The 22649-nt window shown below is 70.8% G+C and carries 27 protein-coding genes; 7 read left to right on the forward strand and 20 right to left on the reverse strand.

All coding sequences use genetic code 11. The features are described from left to right. The first annotated feature begins 179 nt into the window (after positions 1-179). Positions 180-2006, forward strand: a complete 1827-nt coding sequence (locus tag ACWC0C_RS24895; protein ID WP_450865966.1) for an endonuclease/exonuclease/phosphatase family protein — start codon at positions 180-182, stop codon at positions 2004-2006. Between the two features lie 9 nt (positions 2007-2015). On the opposite strand, the gene ACWC0C_RS24900 is transcribed toward ACWC0C_RS24895, so the two are convergent. From ACWC0C_RS24900 to ACWC0C_RS24920, 5 genes are all read right to left on the reverse strand, one after another. After that, a complete protein-coding gene (locus tag ACWC0C_RS24900; protein ID WP_450865968.1) occupies positions 2016-2753 on the reverse strand; it encodes an SRPBCC family protein in 738 nt (245 codons plus the stop codon). 14 nt (positions 2754-2767) lie between these two features. After that, complete coding sequence (locus tag ACWC0C_RS24905; protein WP_450865970.1) at positions 2768-3379, reverse strand: helix-turn-helix domain-containing protein; 612 nt, start codon at positions 3377-3379, stop codon at positions 2768-2770. A 101-nt stretch (positions 3380-3480) separates the two neighbouring features. Further along, positions 3481-3816 (reverse strand): DUF3618 domain-containing protein, encoded by a 336-nt coding sequence (locus tag ACWC0C_RS24910; RefSeq protein ID WP_450865971.1) that lies wholly within the window; start codon positions 3814-3816, stop codon positions 3481-3483. Between the two features lie 104 nt (positions 3817-3920). Then, on the reverse strand, positions 3921-4616 hold the full coding sequence (locus ACWC0C_RS24915) for a hypothetical protein (RefSeq protein WP_450865972.1): 696 nt from the start codon (positions 4614-4616) through the stop codon (positions 3921-3923). Further along, the gene (locus ACWC0C_RS24920; RefSeq protein WP_450865974.1) at positions 4613-4762 is read right to left on the reverse strand and encodes a hypothetical protein; all 150 of its coding nucleotides are present in this window, start codon (positions 4760-4762) and stop codon (positions 4613-4615) included. The genes ACWC0C_RS24915 and ACWC0C_RS24920 overlap by 4 nt, the downstream gene beginning before the upstream one ends. A gap of 167 nt (positions 4763-4929) precedes the next feature. Between ACWC0C_RS24920 and dapA the strand changes: the two genes are divergently transcribed. Further along, on the forward strand, positions 4930-5832 hold the full coding sequence (dapA, locus tag ACWC0C_RS24925; protein ID WP_450865976.1) for a 4-hydroxy-tetrahydrodipicolinate synthase: 903 nt from the start codon (positions 4930-4932) through the stop codon (positions 5830-5832). On the opposite strand, the gene ACWC0C_RS24930 is transcribed toward dapA, so the two are convergent. Both ACWC0C_RS24930 and ACWC0C_RS24935 read right to left on the reverse strand, forming a co-directional pair. Then, positions 5833-7053 (reverse strand): WD40 repeat domain-containing protein, encoded by a 1221-nt coding sequence (locus tag ACWC0C_RS24930; RefSeq protein WP_450865978.1) that lies wholly within the window; start codon positions 7051-7053, stop codon positions 5833-5835. Further along, positions 7050-7607: a SigE family RNA polymerase sigma factor gene (locus ACWC0C_RS24935; RefSeq protein WP_450865980.1), complete on the reverse strand. Its 558-nt coding sequence runs from the start codon at positions 7605-7607 to the stop codon at positions 7050-7052. The genes ACWC0C_RS24930 and ACWC0C_RS24935 overlap by 4 nt, the downstream gene beginning before the upstream one ends. Before the next feature lie 139 nt (positions 7608-7746). Here ACWC0C_RS24935 and ACWC0C_RS24940 point away from each other — a divergent pair, with 139 nt between their 5' ends. Continuing rightward, entirely contained in the window at positions 7747-8250 is a 504-nt protein-coding gene (locus ACWC0C_RS24940; RefSeq protein ID WP_449198498.1) for a hypothetical protein, read from the forward strand. A gap of 72 nt (positions 8251-8322) precedes the next feature. Here the strand turns inward: ACWC0C_RS24940 and dapD are convergent, their stop codons facing one another. From dapD to ACWC0C_RS24955, 3 genes are all read right to left on the reverse strand, one after another. After that, positions 8323-9309 carry a 2,3,4,5-tetrahydropyridine-2,6-dicarboxylate N-succinyltransferase gene (dapD, locus tag ACWC0C_RS24945; RefSeq protein ID WP_449198499.1) on the reverse strand — a complete coding sequence of 329 codons (987 nt, stop codon included), beginning with the start codon at positions 9307-9309 and terminating at the stop codon, positions 8323-8325. A gap of 64 nt (positions 9310-9373) precedes the next feature. Then, on the reverse strand, positions 9374-9910 hold the full coding sequence (locus ACWC0C_RS24950; protein ID WP_449198500.1) for a TetR/AcrR family transcriptional regulator: 537 nt from the start codon (positions 9908-9910) through the stop codon (positions 9374-9376). Then, positions 9910-10233: a DMT family transporter gene (locus ACWC0C_RS24955; protein WP_449198501.1), complete on the reverse strand. Its 324-nt coding sequence runs from the start codon at positions 10231-10233 to the stop codon at positions 9910-9912. The genes ACWC0C_RS24950 and ACWC0C_RS24955 overlap by 1 nt, the downstream gene beginning before the upstream one ends. A gap of 106 nt (positions 10234-10339) precedes the next feature. Here ACWC0C_RS24955 and ACWC0C_RS24960 point away from each other — a divergent pair, with 106 nt between their 5' ends. Continuing rightward, positions 10340-11146, forward strand: coding sequence for an AbfB domain-containing protein (locus ACWC0C_RS24960; protein ID WP_450865982.1), 807 nt, complete (start codon positions 10340-10342; stop codon positions 11144-11146). A 54-nt stretch (positions 11147-11200) separates the two neighbouring features. On the opposite strand, the gene ACWC0C_RS24965 is transcribed toward ACWC0C_RS24960, so the two are convergent. The 8 genes from ACWC0C_RS24965 to ACWC0C_RS25000 all read right to left on the reverse strand — a co-directional run bounded on the left by ACWC0C_RS24965 (position 11201) and on the right by ACWC0C_RS25000 (position 17757). Beyond that, complete coding sequence (locus tag ACWC0C_RS24965; RefSeq protein ID WP_151783435.1) at positions 11201-11533, reverse strand: metal-sulfur cluster assembly factor; 333 nt, start codon at positions 11531-11533, stop codon at positions 11201-11203. After that, positions 11530-11997 carry a Fe-S cluster assembly sulfur transfer protein SufU gene (sufU, locus tag ACWC0C_RS24970; protein WP_450865983.1) on the reverse strand — a complete coding sequence of 156 codons (468 nt, stop codon included), beginning with the start codon at positions 11995-11997 and terminating at the stop codon, positions 11530-11532. The genes ACWC0C_RS24965 and sufU overlap by 4 nt, the downstream gene beginning before the upstream one ends. 18 nt (positions 11998-12015) lie before the next feature. Then, positions 12016-13272 carry a cysteine desulfurase gene (locus tag ACWC0C_RS24975; RefSeq protein ID WP_449198504.1) on the reverse strand — a complete coding sequence of 419 codons (1257 nt, stop codon included), beginning with the start codon at positions 13270-13272 and terminating at the stop codon, positions 12016-12018. Beyond that, positions 13269-14033, reverse strand: coding sequence for a Fe-S cluster assembly ATPase SufC (gene sufC / locus ACWC0C_RS24980; RefSeq protein WP_449198505.1), 765 nt, complete (start codon positions 14031-14033; stop codon positions 13269-13271). The genes ACWC0C_RS24975 and sufC overlap by 4 nt, the downstream gene beginning before the upstream one ends. A 7-nt stretch (positions 14034-14040) precedes the next feature. Beyond that, on the reverse strand, positions 14041-14358 hold the full coding sequence (locus ACWC0C_RS24985) for a non-heme iron oxygenase ferredoxin subunit (protein ID WP_449198506.1): 318 nt from the start codon (positions 14356-14358) through the stop codon (positions 14041-14043). After that, entirely contained in the window at positions 14355-15539 is a 1185-nt protein-coding gene (sufD, locus tag ACWC0C_RS24990) for a Fe-S cluster assembly protein SufD (protein WP_450865985.1), read from the reverse strand. Before sufD ends, ACWC0C_RS24985 begins: the two co-directional genes overlap by 4 nt. A 65-nt stretch (positions 15540-15604) precedes the next feature. After that, positions 15605-17026 (reverse strand): Fe-S cluster assembly protein SufB, encoded by a 1422-nt coding sequence (sufB, locus tag ACWC0C_RS24995; RefSeq protein ID WP_449198508.1) that lies wholly within the window; start codon positions 17024-17026, stop codon positions 15605-15607. Continuing rightward, entirely contained in the window at positions 17023-17757 is a 735-nt protein-coding gene (locus ACWC0C_RS25000; RefSeq protein ID WP_449198509.1) for a helix-turn-helix transcriptional regulator, read from the reverse strand. The genes sufB and ACWC0C_RS25000 overlap by 4 nt, the downstream gene beginning before the upstream one ends. Positions 17758-18269: 512 nt before the next feature. Between ACWC0C_RS25000 and ACWC0C_RS25005 the strand changes: the two genes are divergently transcribed. Genes ACWC0C_RS25005 through ACWC0C_RS25015 form a run of 3 tightly spaced genes read left to right on the forward strand, consistent with a single transcriptional unit; the run spans position 18270 to position 21023 of the window. Continuing rightward, the gene (locus tag ACWC0C_RS25005) at positions 18270-19193 is read left to right on the forward strand and encodes an ABC transporter ATP-binding protein (protein WP_450865988.1); all 924 of its coding nucleotides are present in this window, start codon (positions 18270-18272) and stop codon (positions 19191-19193) included. Beyond that, entirely contained in the window at positions 19190-19963 is a 774-nt protein-coding gene (locus ACWC0C_RS25010) for an ABC transporter permease (protein ID WP_450865990.1), read from the forward strand. Before ACWC0C_RS25005 ends, ACWC0C_RS25010 begins: the two co-directional genes overlap by 4 nt. Positions 19964-20012: 49 nt before the next feature. Further along, positions 20013-21023: a COX15/CtaA family protein gene (locus ACWC0C_RS25015; RefSeq protein WP_450865992.1), complete on the forward strand. Its 1011-nt coding sequence runs from the start codon at positions 20013-20015 to the stop codon at positions 21021-21023. Between the two features lie 6 nt (positions 21024-21029). On the opposite strand, the gene ACWC0C_RS25020 is transcribed toward ACWC0C_RS25015, so the two are convergent. Next, entirely contained in the window at positions 21030-22139 is a 1110-nt protein-coding gene (locus ACWC0C_RS25020; RefSeq protein ID WP_450865993.1) for an amidohydrolase family protein, read from the reverse strand. A 151-nt stretch (positions 22140-22290) separates the two neighbouring features. Continuing rightward, positions 22291-22611 carry a hypothetical protein gene (locus ACWC0C_RS25025; RefSeq protein ID WP_449198514.1) on the reverse strand — a complete coding sequence of 107 codons (321 nt, stop codon included), beginning with the start codon at positions 22609-22611 and terminating at the stop codon, positions 22291-22293. Positions 22612-22649: the final 38 nt, after the last annotated feature.

Consider the following 22649-nt stretch of genomic DNA (forward strand, 5'->3'; position numbering starts at 1 on the left):
GCCGCCGTGCATGGCCGAAACCTTGACAACTCCCGGGCTCAGGCTGGAGATTGACGCGCGTAGAAGTTGGGGGGACAACTGTTCACTCGGCTCTATGCGTGTCACGGAGGGCTACGAGCCCCACACGCTCCCGTTCCACCCTCGTCCCGGCGCTCACGTACGTCCCCGGAGGGATTCCCTTGCCGAGCAGGTCTTCCGCGCGCCTCGCCGCGCTCACCGTCGCCGCCGTCTGTTCCGCCGTATCGGCCGTCGTCATCACCTCGCCCGCGCACGCCGACTCGGTGCGCATCCACGACATCCAGGGCACGACCCGAATATCGCCGTTCGCGGGGCAGAAGGTCACCGACGTGCCCGGCATCGTCACGGCCACGCGCACGTACGGCTCCTCCAAAGGCTTCTGGATCCAGGATCCGAACCCGGACGACGACCCGCGCACCAGCGAGGGCGTGTTCGTCTTCACCAGCTCCGCGCCGAAGGTCGCGGTCGGCGACTCGGTGACGGTGACCGGAACGGTCTCCGAGTTCGTCCCGGGCGGCACCTCCTCCGGCAACCAGTCGGTCACGGAGATCACCAAGCCGACGATCACCACCGTCTCCTCCGGGAACGCGGTCCCGGCCCCGGTCGTCGTCGACGAGGACTCGGTGCCGGACGAGTACGCCCCGGCCGGCGACACCGCCGCGAACGGCTCCATCAACGGCCTGACCCTGGACCCGGAGACGTACGCCCTGGACTACTACGAGTCCCTGGAGGGCATGAACGTCCAGGTCGAGGACGCCCGCGTGGTCACCGCGACCGACCCCTACAGCGAGCTGTGGGTCACCGTGAAGCCGTGGGAGCACCGGAGCCGCCGCGGCGGCACGGTCTACGGCTCCTACGACTCGCAGAACACCGGCCGGCTGCAGATCCAGTCGCTGGGCGCGACCGCCGACTTCCCGAAGGCGAACGTCGGCGACACCCTGGAGGGCACCACCACCGGCCCGCTGGACTTCAACCAGTTCGGCGGCTACACCCTGGTCGCGAGCAAGCTCGGCACGCTGCACAGCGGCGGCCTGGAGCGCGAGACGACCCGCAAGCAGTCGAACCGTGAGCTGGCGGTGGCGACGTACAACGTCGAGAACCTCGACCCGTCGGACCATACCTTCGACCAGCACGCCGCCGCGATCGTGAACAACCTGCAGTCGCCCGACATCGTGTCCCTGGAGGAGATCCAGGACGACAACGGCGTGACGGACGACGGCACGGTGGACGCGAGCGTCACCGTGAACAAGCTGATCGACGCGATCGTCTCGGCGGGCGGCCCGAAGTACGACTGGCGCTCGATCAACCCGGTCAACGACCAGGACGGCGGCCAGCCGGGCGGCAACATCCGCCAGGTGTTCCTGTTCAACCCGGAGCGGGTGTCCTTCGTGGACCGCGCGGGCGGCGACTCCACCACCGCGGTCGGCGTCACCAAGGAGAACGGCAAGGCCGAGCTGACGGTCTCGCCGGGCCGGATCGACCCGGCGAACGCGGCCTGGAACAGCAGCCGCAAGCCGCTGGCGGGCGAGTTCGTCTTCCGCGGCAAGACCGTCTTCGTGATCGCCAACCACCTCAACTCCAAGGGCGGCGACCAGGGTCTGACCTCGCAGTACCAGCCGCCGGTGCGCAGCTCGGAGATCCAGCGCCACGCGCAGGCGACCGAGGTGAACGCGTTCGTCAAGGACATCCTGGCCGTCCAGAAGAACGCGAACGTCGTCACGCTCGGCGACATGAACGACTTCGAGTTCTCCGAGACCGCGAAGATCCTCGAGGGTGACGGCGAGCTGTGGTCGGCGATCAAGTCGCTGCCGAAGAGCGAGCGTTACACCTATGACTACCAGGGCAACCAGCAGGTGCTGGACCAGATCCTGATCAGCCCGGCGATCCGGCGCGGCTGCGACTTCGAGTACGACAGCGTGCACGTCAACGCGGAGTTCAACGACCAGATCAGCGACCACGACCCGCAGGTGCTGCGCTTCCGGCCCTGATCAGGGTGGTCACGCCTGGCTGAACACCTCGTTCAGCCAGGCCTGCCAGGCGGTCTCGTTCGCCTCGGCGTCGGCGTCCGGCGCGAAGTCGTGGATGCTGATGCCCAGCGGGGCGCCCCAGTGGCCGCGTCCGAAGAACCGGATGAGCGCGTTGTCGGTGCGCAGCCCGATGAAGTACGGGTTGCGGTAGTCGAGTACGGCGTCCAGGGTCCGTCCGCCGGGGCCCTGGGCGGCGACCTTCGTGCCCGCGGCGGCGTCGTCCGGCAGGCCGAGGGCGTGTCCGACGGCGGCGAGCGCCTCCCTGGTCTGCGAGGCCGCGGGCCCGTTCAGCTGGGCGAACGTGACCGGGCGGGGCGCGAAGTGCGTCAGGTACTCGCACAGGGTGTGCAGATAGAAGTTGTTGTGCTTGCTCGCGCCGTCGTACTGGTTGTTCCAGTCGTCGGTGAAGATGCCGCTGTGGACATAGCGCACCCAGGCGCGGCGGCCCTCGTCGCGGGGCTCGATGGTGTAGTCGATCTGGTTCAGGGACTGGGTCGGGAATCCGACGTTCTCGCTGCGGCTGGTGTAGCGGTGGGGCGGGTCCCAGGCGGTGACGGTGGATCCGAAGGGGCCCCTGCCGCCTTCGCGCGGCTCGGGCGGGTCCATCGGCCACAGATAGCCACCGGTACCGGTGGTGACGGCCTCCCAGACCTTCTCGGGCGGGACGTCGACCTCGAACTCGCGGACGATCTCGAATTCCTCGGACATGGCGGGGCTCTTTCTCACTGGTCCGGTGCGGGGGCGGGCTGCTGGTCCTTGACCGTGGGGTGGAGGGCGACGACGATCCGGTGGTCGCGGCCTTCCTCGGCGTCGGGGGCGTCGTACTTGCGGACCAGCGCGCTCACGCCCGCCGTCAGCTCCTGCACGAAGGCCGCGCGGTCGGCGGCGGAGGCGAAGCGGACCTGGCCGTCCAGGGCGTAGGTCGCCAGCCGCTTGCGGGCTCTCGCGGCGCCGCTGATCAGCGTGCCGACGTCCCGCACCAGGCGGGCGCCGAGCGCGAGCAGCCAGCGCGCGGAGAGCTGGTCGCGGAAGCGGTCCGGGTCCGGCTGCACGGCGGGCAGGGCGGCCGGCGAGATGACGTACGACGCGGCGGTCGCGCGCATCAGCCGCTCGGTGACATTGCCCTTGCGGCGCTCGCCGGCCAGCTCGACCAGGCCGTGCCGCTCCAGCGCCTTCAGGTGGTAGTTCACCTTCTGCCGGGGCAGTCCGACCTTGCCGGCCAGCATCGCCGCCGAAGCGGGTGCGGCGGCCAGCTCGGCGAGCAGCCGGGCCCTGATGGGGTCCAGCGACACGGCCGCCGCCTCGGGGTCCTCGATCACGGTCACGTCCAGCATGCGCCCACCCTCGCACCGAAAACTTTTCTTGTCCAGACGGATCGAGTTTTCGGTGAGAGGGTGTGCCGGCGTGTGGCGGCGGAGCCCCTGACCGGTCGGGGTCAGTGGTGATGCCGGCGGCGCAGCACGCCCACCGTGGCGAGGGCGGCGCCCGCCGCACCGGCGACCAGAGCCGGCCGCGGCACCCGCCCGAGGGCCTGTGCGGCCCGACCCTGCGCCGTGTGGCCGGCGTGTGCGGCGCTCTCGCGCAGCTGTACGGTCATGGCGCCGGTCTTGTCCTTCAGGTCCGCGGCCCGCGCCTGGGCCCGGCCCTTCATATCGGCCTTGCCGATCAAGTGGGCGACGGTGTCGCCGAGTTGGCTGCGCGCGTGCTCGATCTGCTGCCGCAGTTCGTCGGGGCCCTTGGCGCCCGAGCCGTGCGGGATCCGGTGCTTCATCGGTATTCCCTTTCCCTGAGAGCGGTGGCGGACGTTGCGATCAGGGCGACCGCCTCCTCTCCGTACGGAACATCCGGGTACCCGGGCCGAAGACCGTTAGACCGTCAGCCCTGGCCCGCGCCCCCGCCGCCGCGTTCGCCGAGGCGGGCGAGTTGGCTCTGGAACCAGTCGAGGCGCGCCTGCAACAGCGCGGCCTCCGCGACCAGTTCGGGCACGCCGGGCTCCGTGCCGTCCGTCAACTCGGTGGTGGGGATCCCCGCACCGCCGCTCCGCGCGACCACCCGCAGCCCCTCTCCGGCCAGCCGGGCGAAACGGGCGAGCGAGACGGACGTACGGCCGCCCGCGCAGCCGGCACAGCAGGGGGCGAGGGCCCGCCAGCCGGGCCTGCCCCAGCCGGCGTCGGCGAGCGCGACGGCGGTGACGCCGCAGGCGCACGGTCCCGCGGTGGCCGTCCGTACCCGCTGCCGGGCGTAGCGGAAGCCGCGCTCGAAGCGGATGTAGGCGCCGAGCACGGTGACCTCCAGCAGGAGAGCCGTCCGCTGCTCGGCGGTGCACAGCATGGCCTCGGCGGCCCCGCGGTCGTGGACGCAGTGGAAGCCGCAGTCGCACAGCCGCGCGGGCGGGCGGTGGCGGCGGCCGTAGACGCAGGAGGCGTCGTCGAGCACGGCGTACGGCAGCGCGCCGCCGAGCGACACACCGGTGAACCCGGCCCGGGTGCCGTCCTGGGACAGCACCGGGTGGGCGATCTTGTATCCGGTCGGCGGCTCCGTCGGGCGTTCCGCCGGGAGCCGCAGTCTCATCGGGCGGCCGGGACCTCTTCGCGGGCCGGCTCGGCCGGTTCGACTCGGGCGGTCTCCTCGGGGAGCGGGGCCTCGCGGACGATCTCTTCGCGGACGAGCGGCCGCTCCTCGGCGACTCCGGTGGCCAGTGCCTTGCCGAGCTTCATGGTGCCTCCCATGACGGACGTCGGTGACCCTCCGGCCATAGTGACCCATGAAAGGCCGAGTTGGACACAGGACGTTCGGCCGCCCCCCACTTATCTCAGCAATGCTTACAAATACCTCGTAGAAGAATTAAGTAGAGCTTCACCAAGGGGCTGCCGAGACTACTCGTATGACGAGCACACGCACCACCGCCCGGCCCTTCGGCCGCAGTCTCTGCGCGATGATCACGCCGTTCACCGAGGAAGGCGCCCTCGATCCGGACGGGGCCCGGAAGCTGGCCGCGTGGCTGGTCGCCGAGGGCTGCGACGGCCTGGTGCTCAACGGCACCACGGGCGAGTCGCCCACCACCACGGATACGGAGAAGGCGCAGCTGGTCGCGGCGGTCCGGGAGGCGGTCGGCGACCGGGTGTCCCTGGTCGCGGGCGTGGGCAGCGCCGACACCCGGCACACCGTCGAACTGGCCCTCGCGGCCGAGAAGGCGGGCGCCGACGGAGTGCTGGTCGTGACGCCGTACTACAGCAGGCCGCCGCAGGAGGCGGTGGAGGCGCACTTCCGCGCGGTCGCCGACGCGAGCGGCCTGCCCGTGATGCTCTACGACATCCCGGGCCGCACCGGCACCCGGATCGAGCCGGAGACGATGATCCGCCTCGCCGCACACCCGCGGATCGTGGCCGTCAAGGACTGCTCCTACGATTTCCTCGGCACCCAGAAGGTGCTGGCCCACACGGACCTGGCGTACTACGCGGGCTGCGACGAGCACGTGCTGGCGCTGTACGCGGTCGGCGCGGCGGGCTGTGTGAGCACGGTCGCGAACGCCGTCCCCGGCCGGATCGCCGCGATCCTCGACGCCTTCGACGCGGGCGACACCGCCCGGGCGACCGAACTCCAGCTGCGGGCAACGCCGTTGATCGAGGCGATGATGGGCACGGACCTGCCCGGCACGGTCACCGCCAAGGCCCTGCTCACCCGCCTGGGCCTACCCGCGGGCCCGGTGCGCGCACCACTGCTCCCCGCCGGCCGGGAGACGGCCGACGGGCTGCTGGCACGGTACGAGGGGCTGGTGGCCGGCTGATCAGCGGTCGGCGAAGACCGGCTCCCAGCCCTGCCGTTCGTCGCCGACGGGCTCCTCGCGGTAGCCGCTGAGCGGGACGACCTCGGCGCTGCCGATGGTGACCAGCACCAGCCGGAGCCGGTACGGCTCCGTCTCCGGGTCCCCCTCCCAGGCGATGAGCCGCCTGCCGTCCGCCCAGGCGAGCAGTTGCGCGCCGCGCACCCGGGTGATCTCCTTGCCGGTCAACGGATCGCGGATCGCGGAGTACGACGTGCCGTGCGGCTCGGCCACCGGGCCCGAGGCGGCGAGCCGCCCGTCCGGGGACAGCCGGGCGCTCACGTCCGACCTCAGCCGGCGCTCGTTCGGGGGAGCGGCGACCTTCCGGCCCGCGAGGTCGTAGTACTGCTGCATGCCGTCCCGGGACCCCACGACCCGCGCGTACAGCAGGTCGCCGGTGCGGCCGAAGGCGAAGTCCTTGCGGCCGATGGCGTCCCGCTCGGCCGTGACACCGACCCATCTGCCGTTGCCCGAAGCCACGTCCAGGATCTGGAAGCCCGTCCGGGGCGTGGCGCGAAACCGCGGCAACACGATGTGCCGGCCGGGCTTCGCCTCGACGGGCCGGTCGAAGAGGTCGGGGTTCTCCTTGTACGTCGTGGCGACCAACTTGCGGCCGTCGGGCGAGAACGCCAGCCCCGCGACGCCCCGGGCCACCGGGATCCAACGCTCGACCTCCCCCGTCGCGAGGTCGAGCAGGCCGATGCGGGCGGCGGGCAGTCTCCGCTCCAGCACGGCGGCGGTCCTCAGGCCCGGGGCGACGGCCACGAACGACCAGCGGGCGTCCTGCCGGTAGCGGCCGGTCCTGGGGTTCAGCAGCCAGTACGTGCGCTCGCCGGCCGCGAGGTCGGCGGTCTGCGGCACCGAGCGGGTCGTGTAGTACGCGGCCAGCACCGACCGCCCGGCCGCGATCAGCTCGCGCGGCGGCGACTGGTCGGGATGGGCCCGGACGCCATGGGAGTTCAGCACGCCGGACGGCCGTACGTCCTTCTCGCCGCCGGAGTCCAGCAGCGGCACCCCGACACCGACGGCGACCACCGCGGCGGTGGCGACGGCGACGGACACCAGGCGCCGGGTACGGCGGCGCCGGCGGGCGCCCAGCACCCGGTCGGCGAATCCCGCCGGTGTCGGCGGCTGCTGCGCGGCCTGCTCCCACAGCGCGTCGCGCACGAGTTCCTCGACGTTCACGAGCGCACCTCCACGGGCGAGAAGTCACAGGTCGGCCGCTGCTGCCGGGGATCCAGGGCCGCCAGCTCCGGGGCCAGCTCACGGAGCCGGGCCAGGGAGCGATGGGTGGTGGACCGTACGGTGCCCACGGAGCAGCCCAGGATCCGGGCCACGTCGGCCTCGGGCAGGTCCTCGAAGTAGCGCAGGACCAGTACGGTGCGCTGGCGGGCGGTGAGCCGGGACAGCGCCGTACGCAGCACGAGCCGTAGTTCGGCCGCGCCCGAGGCGTCCGGGGTGTGGCCTGCGCGGGTCTCCGGCGGCTCGGCCACCGTGACCTCGCGCCGCCGCCACTTGAGCCGCCAGCGGCTGATCTGCTGCCGGTACAGGATCCGCCGGACGTAGGCCTCGGGCTCGTCGATCCGCTGCCAGCGCCCGGCCGCCTTGACCAGCGCGTTCTGCAGCAGGTCCTCGGCGGCGTGCCGGTCGCCGCCGGTCAGCAGGACGGCGGTCTTCAGCAGGGCGGACGACCTGCCGGCCACGAACTGTCGGAAACTCTCCTGCGCTTCGGCATCCATCGTCACCTTCTCTTTCCCCCGGGCCCCTCGTCGTCCGGGCCCCGCACCCCTCCTGACGCGCGCACCCGCCGCCCGCTATGCCTGTCGTCCGGGCGGAAATTCCGTCGGGCGGCCGCCGCCGCTGCCGTACGGTGGCCCCGTGAGCCGCCCCCTGCTGTTCCTGGATGTCGACGGGCCCCTCAACCCGTACGCGGCCCAGCCCGAACGCCGCCCGGAGGGCTATACGACGATCCGGGTGCCCCTCGACTCCCGGCGCTCCCTGCGGGTCTGGCTGAATCCGGAGCACGGCCCGGAGCTGCTCCGGCTCGGCTACGAGCTGTGCTGGGCGACGAGCTGGATGGCCGAGGCCAACGTGTGGATCGCCCCGGTCATCGGACTGCCCGAGCTGCCGTACGTCGACTTCGGCGTGGGCTTGTTCGCCGAGCGTCCCGACGGGGTGCACTGGAAGACGGAGGCGATCGTGGCGCATGCCGGGGGCCGCCCGTTCGCCTGGGTGGACGACGAGCAGAGCGGGGCGGACGCGCGGTACGTCAGGGACCGTCACCCCGGGCCCGCCCTGCTCCACCATGTGAACCCTAGGCTCGGCCTGCGCGAGTCCGACTTCGCGGCGCTGCGGGAGTTCGCCGAGGCCGCGCCCGCATGACGGCCGCGGCCTCGCCGCACGACGAAGCGCCCTTCACTGTGCGGTGAAGGGCGCTCGGTCGGGTGCGGTGGGTCAGTTGTGGCTGTGCAGGATGTCGTTCAGGCCGCCCCAGACCGCGTTGTTCGGGCGGGCCTCGACGACGCCGGTGACCGAGTTGCGGCGGAAGAGGATGTTGGAGGCGCCGTTGAGGTCGCGGGCCTTGACGATCTGGCCGTCGGGCATGGTCACCCGGGTGCCCGCGGTGATGTACAGGCCCGCCTCGATCACGCACTCGTCGCCGAGCGCGATGCCGACGCCCGCCTCGGCGCCGATCAGACAGCGCTCGCCGATGGAGATGATCACGTTGCCGCCGCCGGACAGGGTGCCCATGGTGGAGGCACCGCCGCCGATGTCGGAGCCGTCGCCGACCACGACGCCCGCGGAGATCCGGCCCTCGACCATCGAGGTGCCCAGCGTGCCGGCGTTGAAGTTGACGAAGCCCTCGTGCATGACCGTGGTGCCCGCGGCGAGGTGCGCGCCCAGGCGGACCCGGTCGGCATCCGCGATGCGCACGCCCTTGGGGGCGACGTAGTCCGTCATCCGCGGGAACTTGTCGATCGAGGTGACCTGTAGGTGCAGGCCCTCGGCGCGGGCGTTCAGCCGCACCTTCTCGATGTCGTCGACGGCGACCGGGCCGAGCGAGGTCCAGGCGACGTTGGCGAGGTGGCCGAAGATGCCGTCCAGGCTCTGGCCGTGCGGCTTGACCAGGCGGTGCGAGAGCAGGTGCAGGCGCAGGTAGACGTCGTGGGCGTCGATCGGCTTCTCGTCGAGGGAGGCGATGACCGTGCGGACCGCGACCACCTCGACGCCCCGGCGGGCGTCCGGGCCGATCGCCGCGGTGGCGCCGCCGCCCAGCAGCTGAGCCGCCTGCTCGGCGGTGAGCCGCTCGGTGCCGGCCGGGCCCGGCTCCTCGACCAGCTCGGGGGCCGGGAACCAGGTGTCGAGAACGGTGCCGTCGGAGGCGAGGGTGGCGAGGCCGGCGGCGACGGCGCCGGTGGTGCGGGAAGCAGAGTCGGTCATGGAAGAAAACCTAACGTGGGCGGGGTGGTCAGGGCGAACCGCGTCTCACGTGCCGGGCGCCGCTTCAGGGGATCAGCCGAGCCAGCGCGGCCCGGGCGTACTCCTCGTCGTACGAACCGCCGGTCAGCAGCACCTGGAGGCAGATGCCGTCCATCAGCGCGAGCAGGGCGCGGGCGGTGACCGGGTCGGTGCGCCGGGCCAGCAGCGCCGCCGCGTCCTCGGTCCACTCTGCGGCGACGGGGCGCAGCGCGGGGCGGCGCAGGGCCGCCAGATACAGCTCGTACTCCAGCTCCACGCCGGTACGGTCGCCGCCCAGCCACGCACCGAGCGCCCGGGCCAGCTCCGCCGCGAGGTCGACGCCCGGGTCGTCCTTCGGCAACCGCTCGGCGAGCACCCGGCCGAAGTTCTCGTTCGACTGCCGCAGCGCGGCCACCATCAGCTCTTCCAAGGTGGCGAAGTGGTACGTCGTCGAGCCGAGCGGGACGTCGGCCTCGGCGGCGACCGTGCGGTGGCTCAGGCCGGCGATACCGTCCCGGCCGACCACGCGGATCGCCGCGTCGATGATGCGCCGGCGCCGGTCGGGGTCATAGCGGCGGGGCATCAGTGGCTCGCCCCGCCCAGGTTGAGCACGACCACGCCCCCGATGATCAGCAGGATCCCGCCGACCTTGGCGGCGCTCAGCCCCTCCCCGAACAGCAGCAGGCCGAGGACGGCGATGGTCGCGGTGCCCACGCCGGACCAGATCGCGTACGCCGTGCCGATCTGGACCGTCTTCAGCGTCTGGGCGAGCAGCGCGAAGGAGACGAGGTAGCCCAGGGCCGTCACGAGCGAGGGCCACAGCCGGCTGAACCCCTCGCTGTACTTCATCGCCGTCGTCGCGGCAACCTCGGCGGCGATGGCGCCGGTGAGCGTCAGGTATCCCATGTGTACAAGCGTACACAACGACTGCGTACGGGCGTACACAACGAGAAAGTTTCACTTTCACAGAAACCGCTCACTGAGCGTTCTCCGACCACTAGGGTGCGGGTCCATGCCCGATCACACCCCCCATCCCTGGGAGACCGGCTGGAGTGCCGACGCCTCCCGCTCCCCCGGCACCCGAAGACTCTGGCTGGCCGGCGCGCTCGCGCTCGCGGTGGTCACCGCCTGCGTCACCGCCCTGGCCGTGAACTCCGGGCCCTCGCGGCCCGAAGCCGCCCCGCAGGCGGCCGGAGCCCCCACGGACGACGGCCCCGGCCTGCTCTCCTTCGCCTCGCCCTCGGCGCGTACGACCGCTTCGCCCGGAAGCGGGACCACGATGGCGTCCGCGACACCGCGCGTCGCCGCCCCGCGCACCACGGACCCGAAGACCGCACCGTCCCCGAAGACCGCACCGCCCACGTCACCGTCCCGGCACGGGAGTTCACCGATGCCCGCCGCCGCCCGGCGCTCCGTCCGCTCCCTCAACTACCCGGACCGGTACTGGCACATCAGCGGCGACTACGTGAGGCTGGACCCCGTCACCACCCCCGCCGCCCGCCGCGCCGCGACCTTCACTCTGGTCAAGGGCCTTGCGGACAGCGCCTGTTACTCCTTCGCCACGGCCGACGGCGGCTATCTCCGCCACCGGAACTTCCTGCTGCGCGCCGAAGCCGACGACGGCACCGCCCTGTTCCGCCAGGACGCCACCTTCTGCCCCCGCCCATCGACCTTCAGCGGAGCGACCATGCTGGAGTCGGTCAACTACCCCGGCCGCTTCCTGCGCCACCAGAACTTCCAGCTGAAGCTGGACCCGTACCGGAACACCGACCTGTACCGGGCGGACTCGGCGTTCCGGCTCGTGGACGGGCTGGGCTGAGCATGGACAAGCGGCGGCACCCGGCAGGTGCCGCCGCTTCACGCACGCGTGTTCTCAGACGTTGAACCCGAGCGCCCGGAGCTGCTCGCGGCCGTCGTCCGTGATCTTGTCGGGGCCCCACGGGGGCATCCAGACCCAGTTGATGCGCAGTTCGCTGACGAGGCCGTCCGTGGCGGACTTGGCCTGGTCCTCGATGACGTCCGTCAGCGGGCAGGCCGCGGAGGTCAGGGTCATGTCGACGGTCGCGATGTTGGACTCGTCGACGTGGATGCCGTAGATCAGGCCGAGGTTGACGACGTCGATGCCCAGCTCGGGGTCGACCACGTCCATCAGGGCCTCGCGGAGTTCCTCCTCCGAGGCCGGCTTCATCTCGACGGTGTCGCTCATGCGGTCTTCCTTTCGGCATCGGCGCCACCCAGAGCCTGGGCCGTCGCGTCCTTCCACGCCATCCAGCTCAGGAGGGCGCACTTGACCCGCGCGGGGTACTTGGAGACACCGGCGAACGCGACCGCGTCCTCCAGGATGTCCTCCATCGCGTCGTCCGGCTCGATCCGGCCCTTGGACTGCATCAGCTCCAGGAAGGTCTCCTGGATCTTCTGCGCCTCGGGCAGGTCCTTGCCGACCAGCAACTCGTTGAGGACCGACGCGCTCGCCTGGCTGATCGAGCAGCCCTGACCCTCGTACGAGACGTCCGCGATCTTGGTGCCGTCGTACTTCACGCGAAGGGTGATCTCGTCGCCGCACGTCGGGTTCACATGGTGCACCTCGGCGTCGCCATCCCGCAGACCACGCCCGTGGGGGTTCTTGTAGTGGTCCAGGATGACTTCCTGGTACATCGAATCCAGCTTCACGGTTTCAGCTCACGCCTCTCAGCCGAAGAAGTTCCGTACGTGCTCCAGCCCCTCGACCAGTGCGTCGATCTCGGCCGGCGTGGAGTACAGATAGAACGACGCTCGCGTGGTCGCAGGAATTCCGTAGCGCAGGCAGACGGGCCGCGCGCAGTGGTGGCCGACACGGACCGCGATGCCCTGCTCGTCGAGGACCTGGCCCACGTCGTGCGGGTGGATGTCACCCAGGGTGAAGGAGATCGCCGCACCCCGGTCCTCGGCCGTGGTCGGGCCGATGATCCTCAGGTCCGGGACCTCGGCGAGCCTCTTCACCGCGTACTCGGTCAGCGCGTGCTCGTGGGCGAGGATCTTGTCCATGCCGATCGAGTTGAGGTAGTCGATCGCCGCGCCCAGGCCGACCGCCTGGGCGATCGGGGGCGTGCCCGCCTCGAACTTGTGCGGTGCCGGGGCGTAGGTGGAGGAGTGCATCGAGACGGTCTCGATCATCTCGCCGCCGCCCAGGAACGGGGGCAGGTCCTCCAGCAGCTCCTGGCGGCCCCACAGGACGCCGATGCCCGTCGGACCGCACATCTTGTGGCCGGTGAAGGCCACGAAGTCGGCCTGGAGGGCCTGTACGTCCAGCGGCATGTGCGGGGCGGCCTGGGAGGCGTCGATGCACACCAGCGCGCCGACCTCCTGCGCGCGGCGGACTATCGCCTCGACCGGGTTGACCGTGCCCAGGATGTTCGACACCAGCACGAAGGAGACGATCTTCGTCTTCTCCGTGATGATCTCGTCGATGTTGGACAGGTCGAGCCGGCCGTCGTCGGTGAGGCCGAACCACTTCAACTTCGCGCCCGTGCGCTGCGCGAGCAGCTGCCACGGGACGATGTTGGAGTGGTGCTCCATCTCCGTGATAACGATCTCGGTCTCGTGGTCGACCCGGTAGGGCTCCTCGGCCCAACCGAGCATGTTCGCCACGAGGTTCAGCGACTCGGAGGCGTTCTTGGTGAAGATCACCTCGTCGCGGCTGGGCGCGTTGACGAACTCGGCGACCTTGTCGCGCGCGCCCTCGTACAGCGCCGTGGCCTCCTCGGCGAGCACATGCACACCGCGGTGGACGTTGGCGTTGTAGCGCTCGTAGTACTCGCTCAGGGCGTCCAGTACCTGGCGCGGCTTCTGCGAGGTCGCCGCGTTGTCCAGGTACACGAGCTTCTTGCCGTCGTGGACCAGCCGGTCCAGGACGGGGAAGTCCTTACGGATCGCCTCGGTGTCGAGGAGGCCCGGCAGCTGTGTCACGCGGATACGCCACCCTTCGTGTATGCCTCGTAGCCCTCGTCCTCCAGCTTGTCGGCGAGCTCGGCGCCGCCGGACTCCACGATCCGGCCGGCGGAGAAGACGTGGACGAAGTCGGGCTTGATGTAGCGCAGGATGCGCGTGTAGTGCGTGATCAGCAGGGTGCCGACCTCGCCGGTCTCGCGGACGCGGTTGACGCCCTCGGAGACGATGCGGAGCGCGTCGACGTCGAGGCCGGAGTCGGTCTCGTCGAGGATCGCGACCTTCGGCTTGAGCAGCTCCAGCTGGAGGATCTCGTGGCGCTTCTTCTCACCGCCGGAGAAGCCCTCGTTGACGTTGCGCTCGGCGAAGGACGGGTCCATGTTGAGGCGCTCCATGGCCTCCTTGACCTCCTTCACCCAGGTGCGCAGCTTGGGGGCCTCGCCGCGGACGGCGGTGGCGGAGGTGCGCAGGAAGTTGGAGACCGAGACGCCGGGGACCTCGACCGGGTACTGCATCGCCAGGAACAGGCCGGCGCGGGCGCGCTCGTCGACGGACATCTCCAGGACGTCCTCGCCGTCGAGCAGCACGGTGCCCTCGGTGATCGTGTACTTCGGGTGACCCGCGAGCGAGTAGGCGAGGGTCGACTTGCCGGAGCCGTTGGGGCCCATGATGGCGTGCGTCTCGCCCTGCTTCACGGTGAGGTCGACGCCCTTGAGGATCTCCTTCGTGGCGTTGTCGGCCTCGACGGTGACGTGCAGGTCTCGGATTTCAAGCGTTGCCATGGGTGCCTCAGGACTCCTGGGTGAGGGAGACGAGAACGTCGTCCCCTTCGATCTTTACGGGGTATACGGGGACGGGGCGCGTGGCGGGGAGGCCGGACGGCTTGCCGGTGCGCAGGTCGAAGGCGGAGCCGTGCAGCCAGCACTCGATCTGGCAGTCCTCCACCTCGCCCTCGGAGAGGGAGACGTTCGCGTGGGAGCAGATGTCGTAGATGGCGAACACCTCGCCCTCGGTCTTCACGACCGAGACCGGCGTGCTGTCGATCTCCACCCGCTTCGGGGTGTCCTCCGCCAGCTCGCTCAGCCCACAGACGCGTACGAAGGTCATGCGACCGAAGCCTCCAGCTCCTCCTCGATCTTGGCGAGCAGGCGCTCCTCGATGTCGGCGACACCGATCTGCTGGACCAGCTCGGCGAAGAAGCCGCGGACCACCAGGCGGCGGGCCTCGTGCTGCGGGATGCCGCGGGCCATCAGGTAGAAGAGCTGCTCGTCGTCGAAGCGGCCGGTGGCCGAGGCGTGGCCGGCGCCGACGATCTCGCCGGTCTCGATCTCCAGGTTCGGCACCGAGTCGACGCGCGCGCCGTCCGTGAGGACCAGGTTGCGGTTCATCTCGTAGGTGTCCGTGCCCTCGGCCTTGGCCTCGATGAGCACGTCGCCGATCCAGACCGCGTGCGCGTCGTCGCCCTGGAGCGCGCCCTTGTAGACGACGTTCGACTTGCAGTGCGGGGTGTTGTGGGTGACCAGCAGACGGTGCTCCTGGTGCTGCCCGGCGTCGGTGAAGTACAGGCCGAACAGCTCGGCCTCGCCGCCGGGGCCGGCGTACTCCACGCGCGGGTGCAGGCGGACCACGTCACCGCCGAAGGTGACGACCACGGACTTGAAGGAGGCGTCACGGCCGACCAGCGCGTTGTGCTGGGCGACGTGGACGGCCTTGTCGTCCCAGTCCTGGACGGAGACGACGGTCAGCTTGGCGCCGTCACCGAGGACGTAGTCGACGTTGGCGGCGAGCACCGCGTCACCGGTGTGGTCGATGACCACGACGGCCTCGGTGAAGTTGCCCAGCTCGATCACCTGGTGGCCGAAGGCGGTCCCGCCCTGGCCGTGCACCGCGATGCGGATCGGCTCGGTGAGGACGGTCTCCTTCGGGACGGTCACGACCGAGGCCTTCTCGAAGGCGGAGTACGCCTGGGCGGCGATGCGGTCCACGGGGGTGCCCGCCTTGCCGAGCCGCGCGTCGTCACGGCCGACGGTCTCGACGGTGACGCCCTCGGGGGCCTGGACGTCGACCTTCACGCCGTCGCCGTTCGCGACGGCGGTGCCGTCGTGGAGTCCGCGCAGGCGCTCCAGCGGGGTGAACCGCCACTCCTCCTCGCGGCCGTGCGGGACCGGGAAGTCCGCCACGTCGAAGGACGGGGGCGCGCTCATGCGCGAGACGACGGTCGACTCGGCGGCGACCGCGATCTGGCCGGCGGTGGTGGAGCCCACCGGGATGTTCTGGGCCTCAGCCATGGCTGTCGTTGTGCTCTCTTCCTGCGTCAAGAAATCTGCGTGCTGCTTTTCGGGCGGACCGGTGACTAACCGACCGCGCCCTCCATCTGCAGCTCGATCAGCCGGTTGAGCTCCAGCGCGTACTCCATCGGCAGCTCCTTGGCGATCGGCTCGACGAAGCCGCGCACGATCATCGCCATCGCCTCGAACTCGGTCAGACCACGGCTCATCAGGTAGAAGAGCTGGTCCTCGGAGACCTTGGAGACGGTCGCCTCGTGGCCCATGGACACGTCGTCCTCGCGGACGTCCACGTAGGGGTACGTGTCGGAGCGGGAGATCGTGTCGACCAGCAGCGCGTCGCAGAGCACGTTGGACTTGGAGCCCGCGGCGCCCTCGCCGATCTCGACCAGGCCGCGGTACGAGGTACGGCCGCCGCCGCGCGCCACGGACTTGGAGACGATGTTGGACGAGGTGTTCGGCGCCATGTGGACCATCTTGGAACCGGCGTCCTGGTGCTGGCCCTCGCCCGCGAAGGCGATGGAGAGGGTCTCGCCCTTGGCGTGCTCGCCCATCAGGTAGACGGCCGGGTACTTCATCGTCACCTTGGAGCCGATGTTGCCGTCGATCCACTCCATGGTCGCGCCCTCGTAGGCCACGGCGCGCTTGGTGACCAGGTTGTAGACGTTGTTCGACCAGTTCTGGATGGTCGTGTAGCGGCAGCGGGCGTTCTTCTTGACGATGATCTCGACGACCGCGGAGTGCAGCGAGTCCGACTTGTAGATCGGGGCCGTACAACCCTCGACGTAGTGCACGTAGGCACCCTCGTCGACGATGATCAGGGTCCGCTCGAACTGGCCCATGTTCTCCGTGTTGATGCGGAAGTAGGCCTGGAGCGGGATCTCGACGTGCACGCCCTTCGGGACGTAGATGAACGACCCGCCGGACCACACGGCGGTGTTCAGCGCCGCGAACTTGTTGTCGCCGGCGGGGATGACGGTCCCGAAGTACTCCTTGAAGAGCTCCGGGTGCTCCTTCAGCGCGGTGTCCGTGTCGAGGAAGATGACACCCTGCTCCTCCAGGTCCTCGCGGATCTGGTGGTAGACGACCTCGGACTCGTACTGGGCGGCGACACCGGCGACCAGGCGCTGCTTCTCGGCCTCCGGGATGCCCAGCTTGTCGTAGGTGTTCTTGATGTCCTCGGGCAGGTCCTCCCAGGACTCCGCCTGCTTCTCCGTGGAGCGCACGAAGTACTTGATGTTGTCGAAGTCGATGCCCGAGAGGTCGGAGCCCCAGTTCGGCATGGGCTTCTTCTCGAAGAGCTTCAGGCCCTTCAGGCGCAGCTTCGTCATCCACTCCGGCTCCGACTTCTTGTCGGAGATGTCGCGGACGACCTCCTCGTTCAGGCCGCGCCGGGCGGAGGCACCGGCCACGTCGGAGTCGGCCCAGCCGTATTCGTACTTGCCCAGGCCCTCGAGCTCAGGGTGAGCAGTCTCCGTGGGGAGAGTCATGCGGGGTTCCTCCCGGCCGTGCTTGCAGGTGCATCAGTGGAAATCTTGGGGATGAACGTCGTGCAGACGCCGTCGCCGTGCGCGATGGTCGCCAGTCGCTGGACGTGGGTACCCAGCAGCTCGGCGAAGATCTCCGTCTCCGCCTCGCACAGCTGCGGGAACTGCTCCGCGACGTGGGCGACCGGGCAGTGGTGCTGGCACAGCTGCTCGCCGACCGGTGCGCTGCGCGCCGTAGCAGCGTACCCGTCCACGCTCAAGGCCTTGGCCAGGGCTTCCGCTCGCTTGTCGGGCGTCACGGCCTCGATCGCCTTGCGGTACGCGCTCGCCTGGGCGGCGATCCGGGCGCGGGCGAAGGCGGCGACCGCGTCGGGTCCACCGCCCTGCTCCGCGATCCAGCGGAGCGCGTCCACGGCGAGCTTGTCGTACGACTGGTCGAAGGCGTCCCGGCCACAGTCGGTGAGCGCGAAGACCTTGGCGGGGCGGCCACGCGTGCGCGTGCCGTACACCCGCTGCTCGCGCGCCTCCACGACGTCGTCGGCGACGAGCGCGTCCAGATGGCGCCGCACGGCCGCCTGGGTGAGCCCCAGCCGGCCGGCGAGTTCGGCGACGGTCGACGGGCCGTGGTCCAGGATGGAGCGCGCGACGCGGTTGCGCGTGGAGCGCTCACCGGTCGCGAGTTCCTCCTGCGGGGCCCCCAGGGGGGTCTCCCGAGCCTCGCCGACGTTTTTCACAACGCCATTGTTGCGTAATTCCGGGGAGCCTGACAAGCGCCGTCCGGATCATCGAGCGGTGCCCTGCGTCACTTAGGTATACCTAATGTGACCTGCGGAAATGATCTTTGATCGATCATTCCGGGGCAGGCCGAGCGGCCGATTCGGTGGCGCCGCACGACCCGGTCCGAAAGACTCCCGAACCATGCCGACACCCCCTCCGACCGGCCCTCTTGTCACCCGCGACGGATGCCTCCGGCGGCTTGGCCGGGCAAGGTGGGGCGGCGTTCACGGCACCACTCCGGAACCAGCTGGACCCTCTGGGGGCTGCCGCCCCCAGACCCCCGTTTCCGCCCTGACGGACCTCGTCCTCAAATGGCGGACAGGCTGGTTTCGCCGATCGGCATCCGAGACGCGGGACGGCGCTGTCACCGGCCCCGCGAGGAGTAGCCCGGCACGGAGGAAACCCCGTGCGGAGGACTTCCCGCACCCCCGCGCCCGAGCGGCAAGCGGTCTCCCTAGACTCTGGACCCATGCGAAGTGAGCCCGTGGTCCAGGTCCACGCCCTGGTGAAGCGGTACGGCACGAAGACCGCGGTGGACGGCCTCGACCTGGTGGCCGAGGCGGGCGTGACCGCCGTACTCGGTCCCAACGGGGCGGGAAAGACGACCACGGTCGAGACCTGCGAGGGGTACCGGAAGCCGGATTCCGGCACGGTGCGCGTCCTGGGCCTCGACCCGGTACGGCAGTCCGCCGAGCTGCGCCCCCGTATCGGTGTGATGCTGCAGTCCGGCGGCGTGTACTCCGGCGCCCGGGCCGACGAGATGCTCCGGCACGTGGCGAAGCTGCACGCACACCCGCTGGACGTGGACGCGCTGATCGAGCGGCTGGGGCTGGGCGGCTGCGGGCGGACCGGTTACCGGCGGCTGTCCGGCGGCCAGCAGCAGCGGCTCGCGCTCGCCATGGCCGTCGTGGGGCGCCCGGAACTGGTGTTCCTGGACGAGCCGACCGCCGGGCTCGACCCGCAGGCCCGCCGGGCCACCTGGGACCTGGTGAAGGACCTGCGCGCCGACGGCGTCTCGGTGATCCTCACCACGCACTACATGGAAGAGGCCGAGCAGCTCGCCGACGACGTGGCGATCATCGACGGCGGCCGGGTCATCGCCCAGGGCTCCCCCGAGGAGCTGTGCAAGGGCGGCGCCGAGAACACCCTGCGCTTCACCGGCCGTCCCGGCCTCGACGTGGGCTCGCTGCTCAAGGCGCTCCCGGCCGACTGCACGGCCGCCGAGCTGACCCCGGGCGGCTACCGGGTCGTCGGCAAGGTCGACCCGCAGCTGCTGGCCACCGTGACCTCGTGGTGCGCCCAGCACGGAGTGATGCCGGACCGGATCTCGGTGGAGCGGCACACCCTGGAGGACGTCTTCCTGGAGCTGACCGGCAAGGAGCTGCGCTCATGACCACCGCCACGGGTACCTATTCCCCGAAGCCGGGCGCGGCGCCGCTCCCCCGCATGATCGCGGCGCAGGCGGCCCTGGAGACCAGGATGCTGCTGCGCAACGGCGAGCAGCTGCTGCTGACGGTCGTCATCCCGACCCTGCTGCTGGCGCTCTTCAGCTCGGTGGACATCGTCGACACCGGCAAGGGCAAGGCGGTGGACTTCCTCGCCCCCGGCATCCTGGCGCTCGCCGTGATGTCGACGGCGTTCACCGGGCAGGCCATCGCGACCGGCTTCGAGCGCCGCTACGGCGTGCTGAAGAGGCTCGCCTCCTCGCCGCTGCCCCGCTGGGGCCTGATGGCCGCCAAGACGGCGTCCGTGCTGGTCACCGAGGTCCTCCAGGTGATCCTGCTGACGGCGATCGCCTTCGCGCTGGGCTGGTCCCCGCACGGCAACCCGGCCGCCGTGCTGCTCCTGCTGATCCTCGGTACGGCCGCCTTCTCCGGCCTCGGCCTGCTGATGGCGGGCACGCTGAAGGCGGAGGCGACCCTGGCCGCCGCCAACCTGATCTTCCTGCTGCTGCTCGTCGGCGGCGGTGTCATCGTGCCGCTGGACAAGTTCGGCCCGGCCGGGCAGCACATGCTCGGGCTGCTGCCCATCTCCGCGCTGTCGGACGGCCTGCGGGACGTGCTCCAGCACGGCGCCGGGATGCCGTGGGGCGACCTGGGGATCCTCGCCGTGTGGGCGGTCGTCGGACTGGCCGCGGCGGGCAGGTTCTTCCGCTGGGAGTGAGGCGTCACGACGGACCCTCGTGAAAGCGTGCACAAGCGGCGGGCCTACGATGGTGCGCGTGCCAAAGCTGAACCCCGCCGACGCCGCAGCGGCTCTGCGCAACCCGCTCGCCTTCATCGCCGCACGCTGGACCCCGCATCCCCGGACGGTCCAGCGGGCCGCCCTCGCCGCGCTCGTGATGTCGGTGGTCATCGTCGTCACCGGTGGCGCCGTCCGCCTCACCGGCTCGGGCCTCGGCTGCCCGACCTGGCCCGAGTGCACCGACGGCTCGCTGACCCCGACGAACGCGCTGAGCTACCACAGCGCGATCGAGTTCGGTAACCGGATGCTGACGTACGTGCTGTGCGCCGCGGTCGGCTGGGCGATCATCGCCGCCCGCTCGGAGAAGCCGTACCGGCGCAGCCTGACCCGGCTGGGCTGGGCGCAGTTCTGGCTGGTGATGGGCAACGCGATCCTCGGCGGCATCGTGGTGCTCGTCGGCCTCAACCCGTACACGGTCGCGGCCCACTTCCTGCTGGCGACGGCCCTGACCACGGTCGCCGCGGTGATGTGGCAGCGCACGCGCGAGGGCGACAGCGCGCCCCGGCCGCTGGTCGGCAAGGCCGTGCAGCAGCTGGTGTGGTTCCTGGTGGCCGCGTCCCTCCTGCTGATCGCGGCCGGCACGGTGGTGACCGGCGCCGGGCCGCACGCGGGTGACTCCAGCGAGGTCAAGCGGATCCCCATCGACTGGGAGACCGTGTCCAAGCTGCACGCGGTGTTCGCCTGGATCGTGGTGACGCTGACGTTCGCGCTGTGGTTCGTGCTGAAGGCCGTGGACGCGCCGAAGGGGCCGCTCGCGCGCACCCGCGATCTGTTCCTGATCCTGCTCGGCCAGGGTGTGATCGGTTACGTGCAGTACTTCACCCACCTGCCCGAGTTGCTGGTGGGCCTGCACATGTTCGGCTCGTGCCTGGTGTGGATCGGCGTCCTGCGGGTTCTGCTGTCGCTCCGCGAACGCCCGGAGGGCACCCTCGACCTGCCCGGCCCTTCGGCCGAGGTGACGGTCGGCACGCGCGCGTAGCCGCCCTCAGCCGCCCAGCCCGTACACCCGGCGCGCGTTGTCCGCCGCGACCATACGGGCCACCCGCTGGGCGTCCTCCAGGGACCAGGCGCCCTCGGCGACCCAGCCGCCCAGGACCCGGCTCAGGGCCTCGCGGAACAGGCGGGCGCCGACGACGTGCAGCTCGGGCAGGCCGTGCGCGCCGGTGGAGAAGAGGATCTTGCCGAAGGGGGCGAGCTCCAGGATCTCGGCGAGGACGGTGGCCGCGCGGGCGCCGGTGCGGACGAGAGCGGCGCCGGAGTCGGCGTAGACGTGCGGGAAGACGCCGGCCAGATGGGCGGCGTGGCGGTGGTACGGATAGCCGTGCAGCAGGATCAGATCGGTGCCGAGGCCCGCCGTGGCCCGCACGAAGTCGGTGAGCAGCACGGGGTCGGTACGGTCGATGCGGGAGCCCGGCGCGCCGAGCCCGGCGTGCAGTTGCAGGGGCAGGCCCGAGGCGACCGCGATCCACAGCAGGTGCCGTAGCAGCACCGGGTCCTTGAGCGGGCCGCCGACCCGCCGCCCGGCCAGCCAGCGGCCCGCCGCACCCCGCACCTCTCCCGGCCCCGGCGGCTCGGGCGCCAGCGCGAGTCCGTGTCCCAGCCCCGCGACGGAGGTGAAGGCGACCGCGTTCGCGGCGGCGCCGTGCACCGACTCGGCGAGGTTGGCGAGGAAGGACTCGACGGTGCCGGAGGTGTCGGCGACCTGCTCCGCGAGCTGCTCGAGCCGGACGATCTCATGGGCCTGGGCACAGCCGGCGGAGGCCAGCTCGGTGGGGCCCGTGAGGTCGCCGGGCAGGCCGGTGTCGATCAGGTACGTGGTGATGCCGCTGCCGCGCAGCAGCCTGCGGCCCGCCTCCAGGACGCCCAGCTCCCGGCGCCGGGCCAGATAGCGGGCAGGCGGGCAGTGCGGTTCCAGGCCGAGCAGGGGTGGGCACCAGCGCCGTACGGCGAATCCCGTCTGGGTGTCGAAGAGGGTGGTGCCGGGTGCGGGCGGGCCCTCGGTGCGGGCGAGTTGGGCCTCGAAGGTGCCGAGGCCCAGCTCGGTGCGCAGTACGCCGTGACAGTACTGGTCCACGAGGGACGGCGTTTCGATCATCCGGGCTCCCCGTGAGGACGCGTGTTCTGCCTTACACGTCCTAACGGGTGAATGAGGTTCAGGTGGCGGCGGCCGACCCAAAGGGGCGCGGGGAAACTGCGCGAGCAACCACGATGGACCGGCAGTCGGCGAACTGCCGGCACCACCCGAGCTAGCCGCCGATCTGAATGCCCGCCATCCGCTTCCACTCGTACGTACCGGTCTTCACCTTTGCCGCGAACTCGCCGTCGAAGGACTCGTGGACCGTGATGCCGGACTTCTCGACGGCCTTCTCGGCGATCTCGGTGCTGGGGGCCACCAGGTCGCCCCAGCCGCCGTCCTCGCCGACGAGGACGATGCGGGCGCCGCGCTCGCCGATGTAGGCCACCTGGCCCTCGGCGCCGCCGTGTGCCTTGGCGAAGGCGCTGATCTCCCGGGCGAGCTTGGCCGCCTTGCGCTCGGCCCTCGCGTCAACCTGCTGCGTGTCTGCCATGACCAGGATGCTACTCACGAGTAGATCGACTGGCGAGA

The sequence above is a fragment of the Streptomyces sp. NPDC001709 genome (assembly GCF_053596375.1).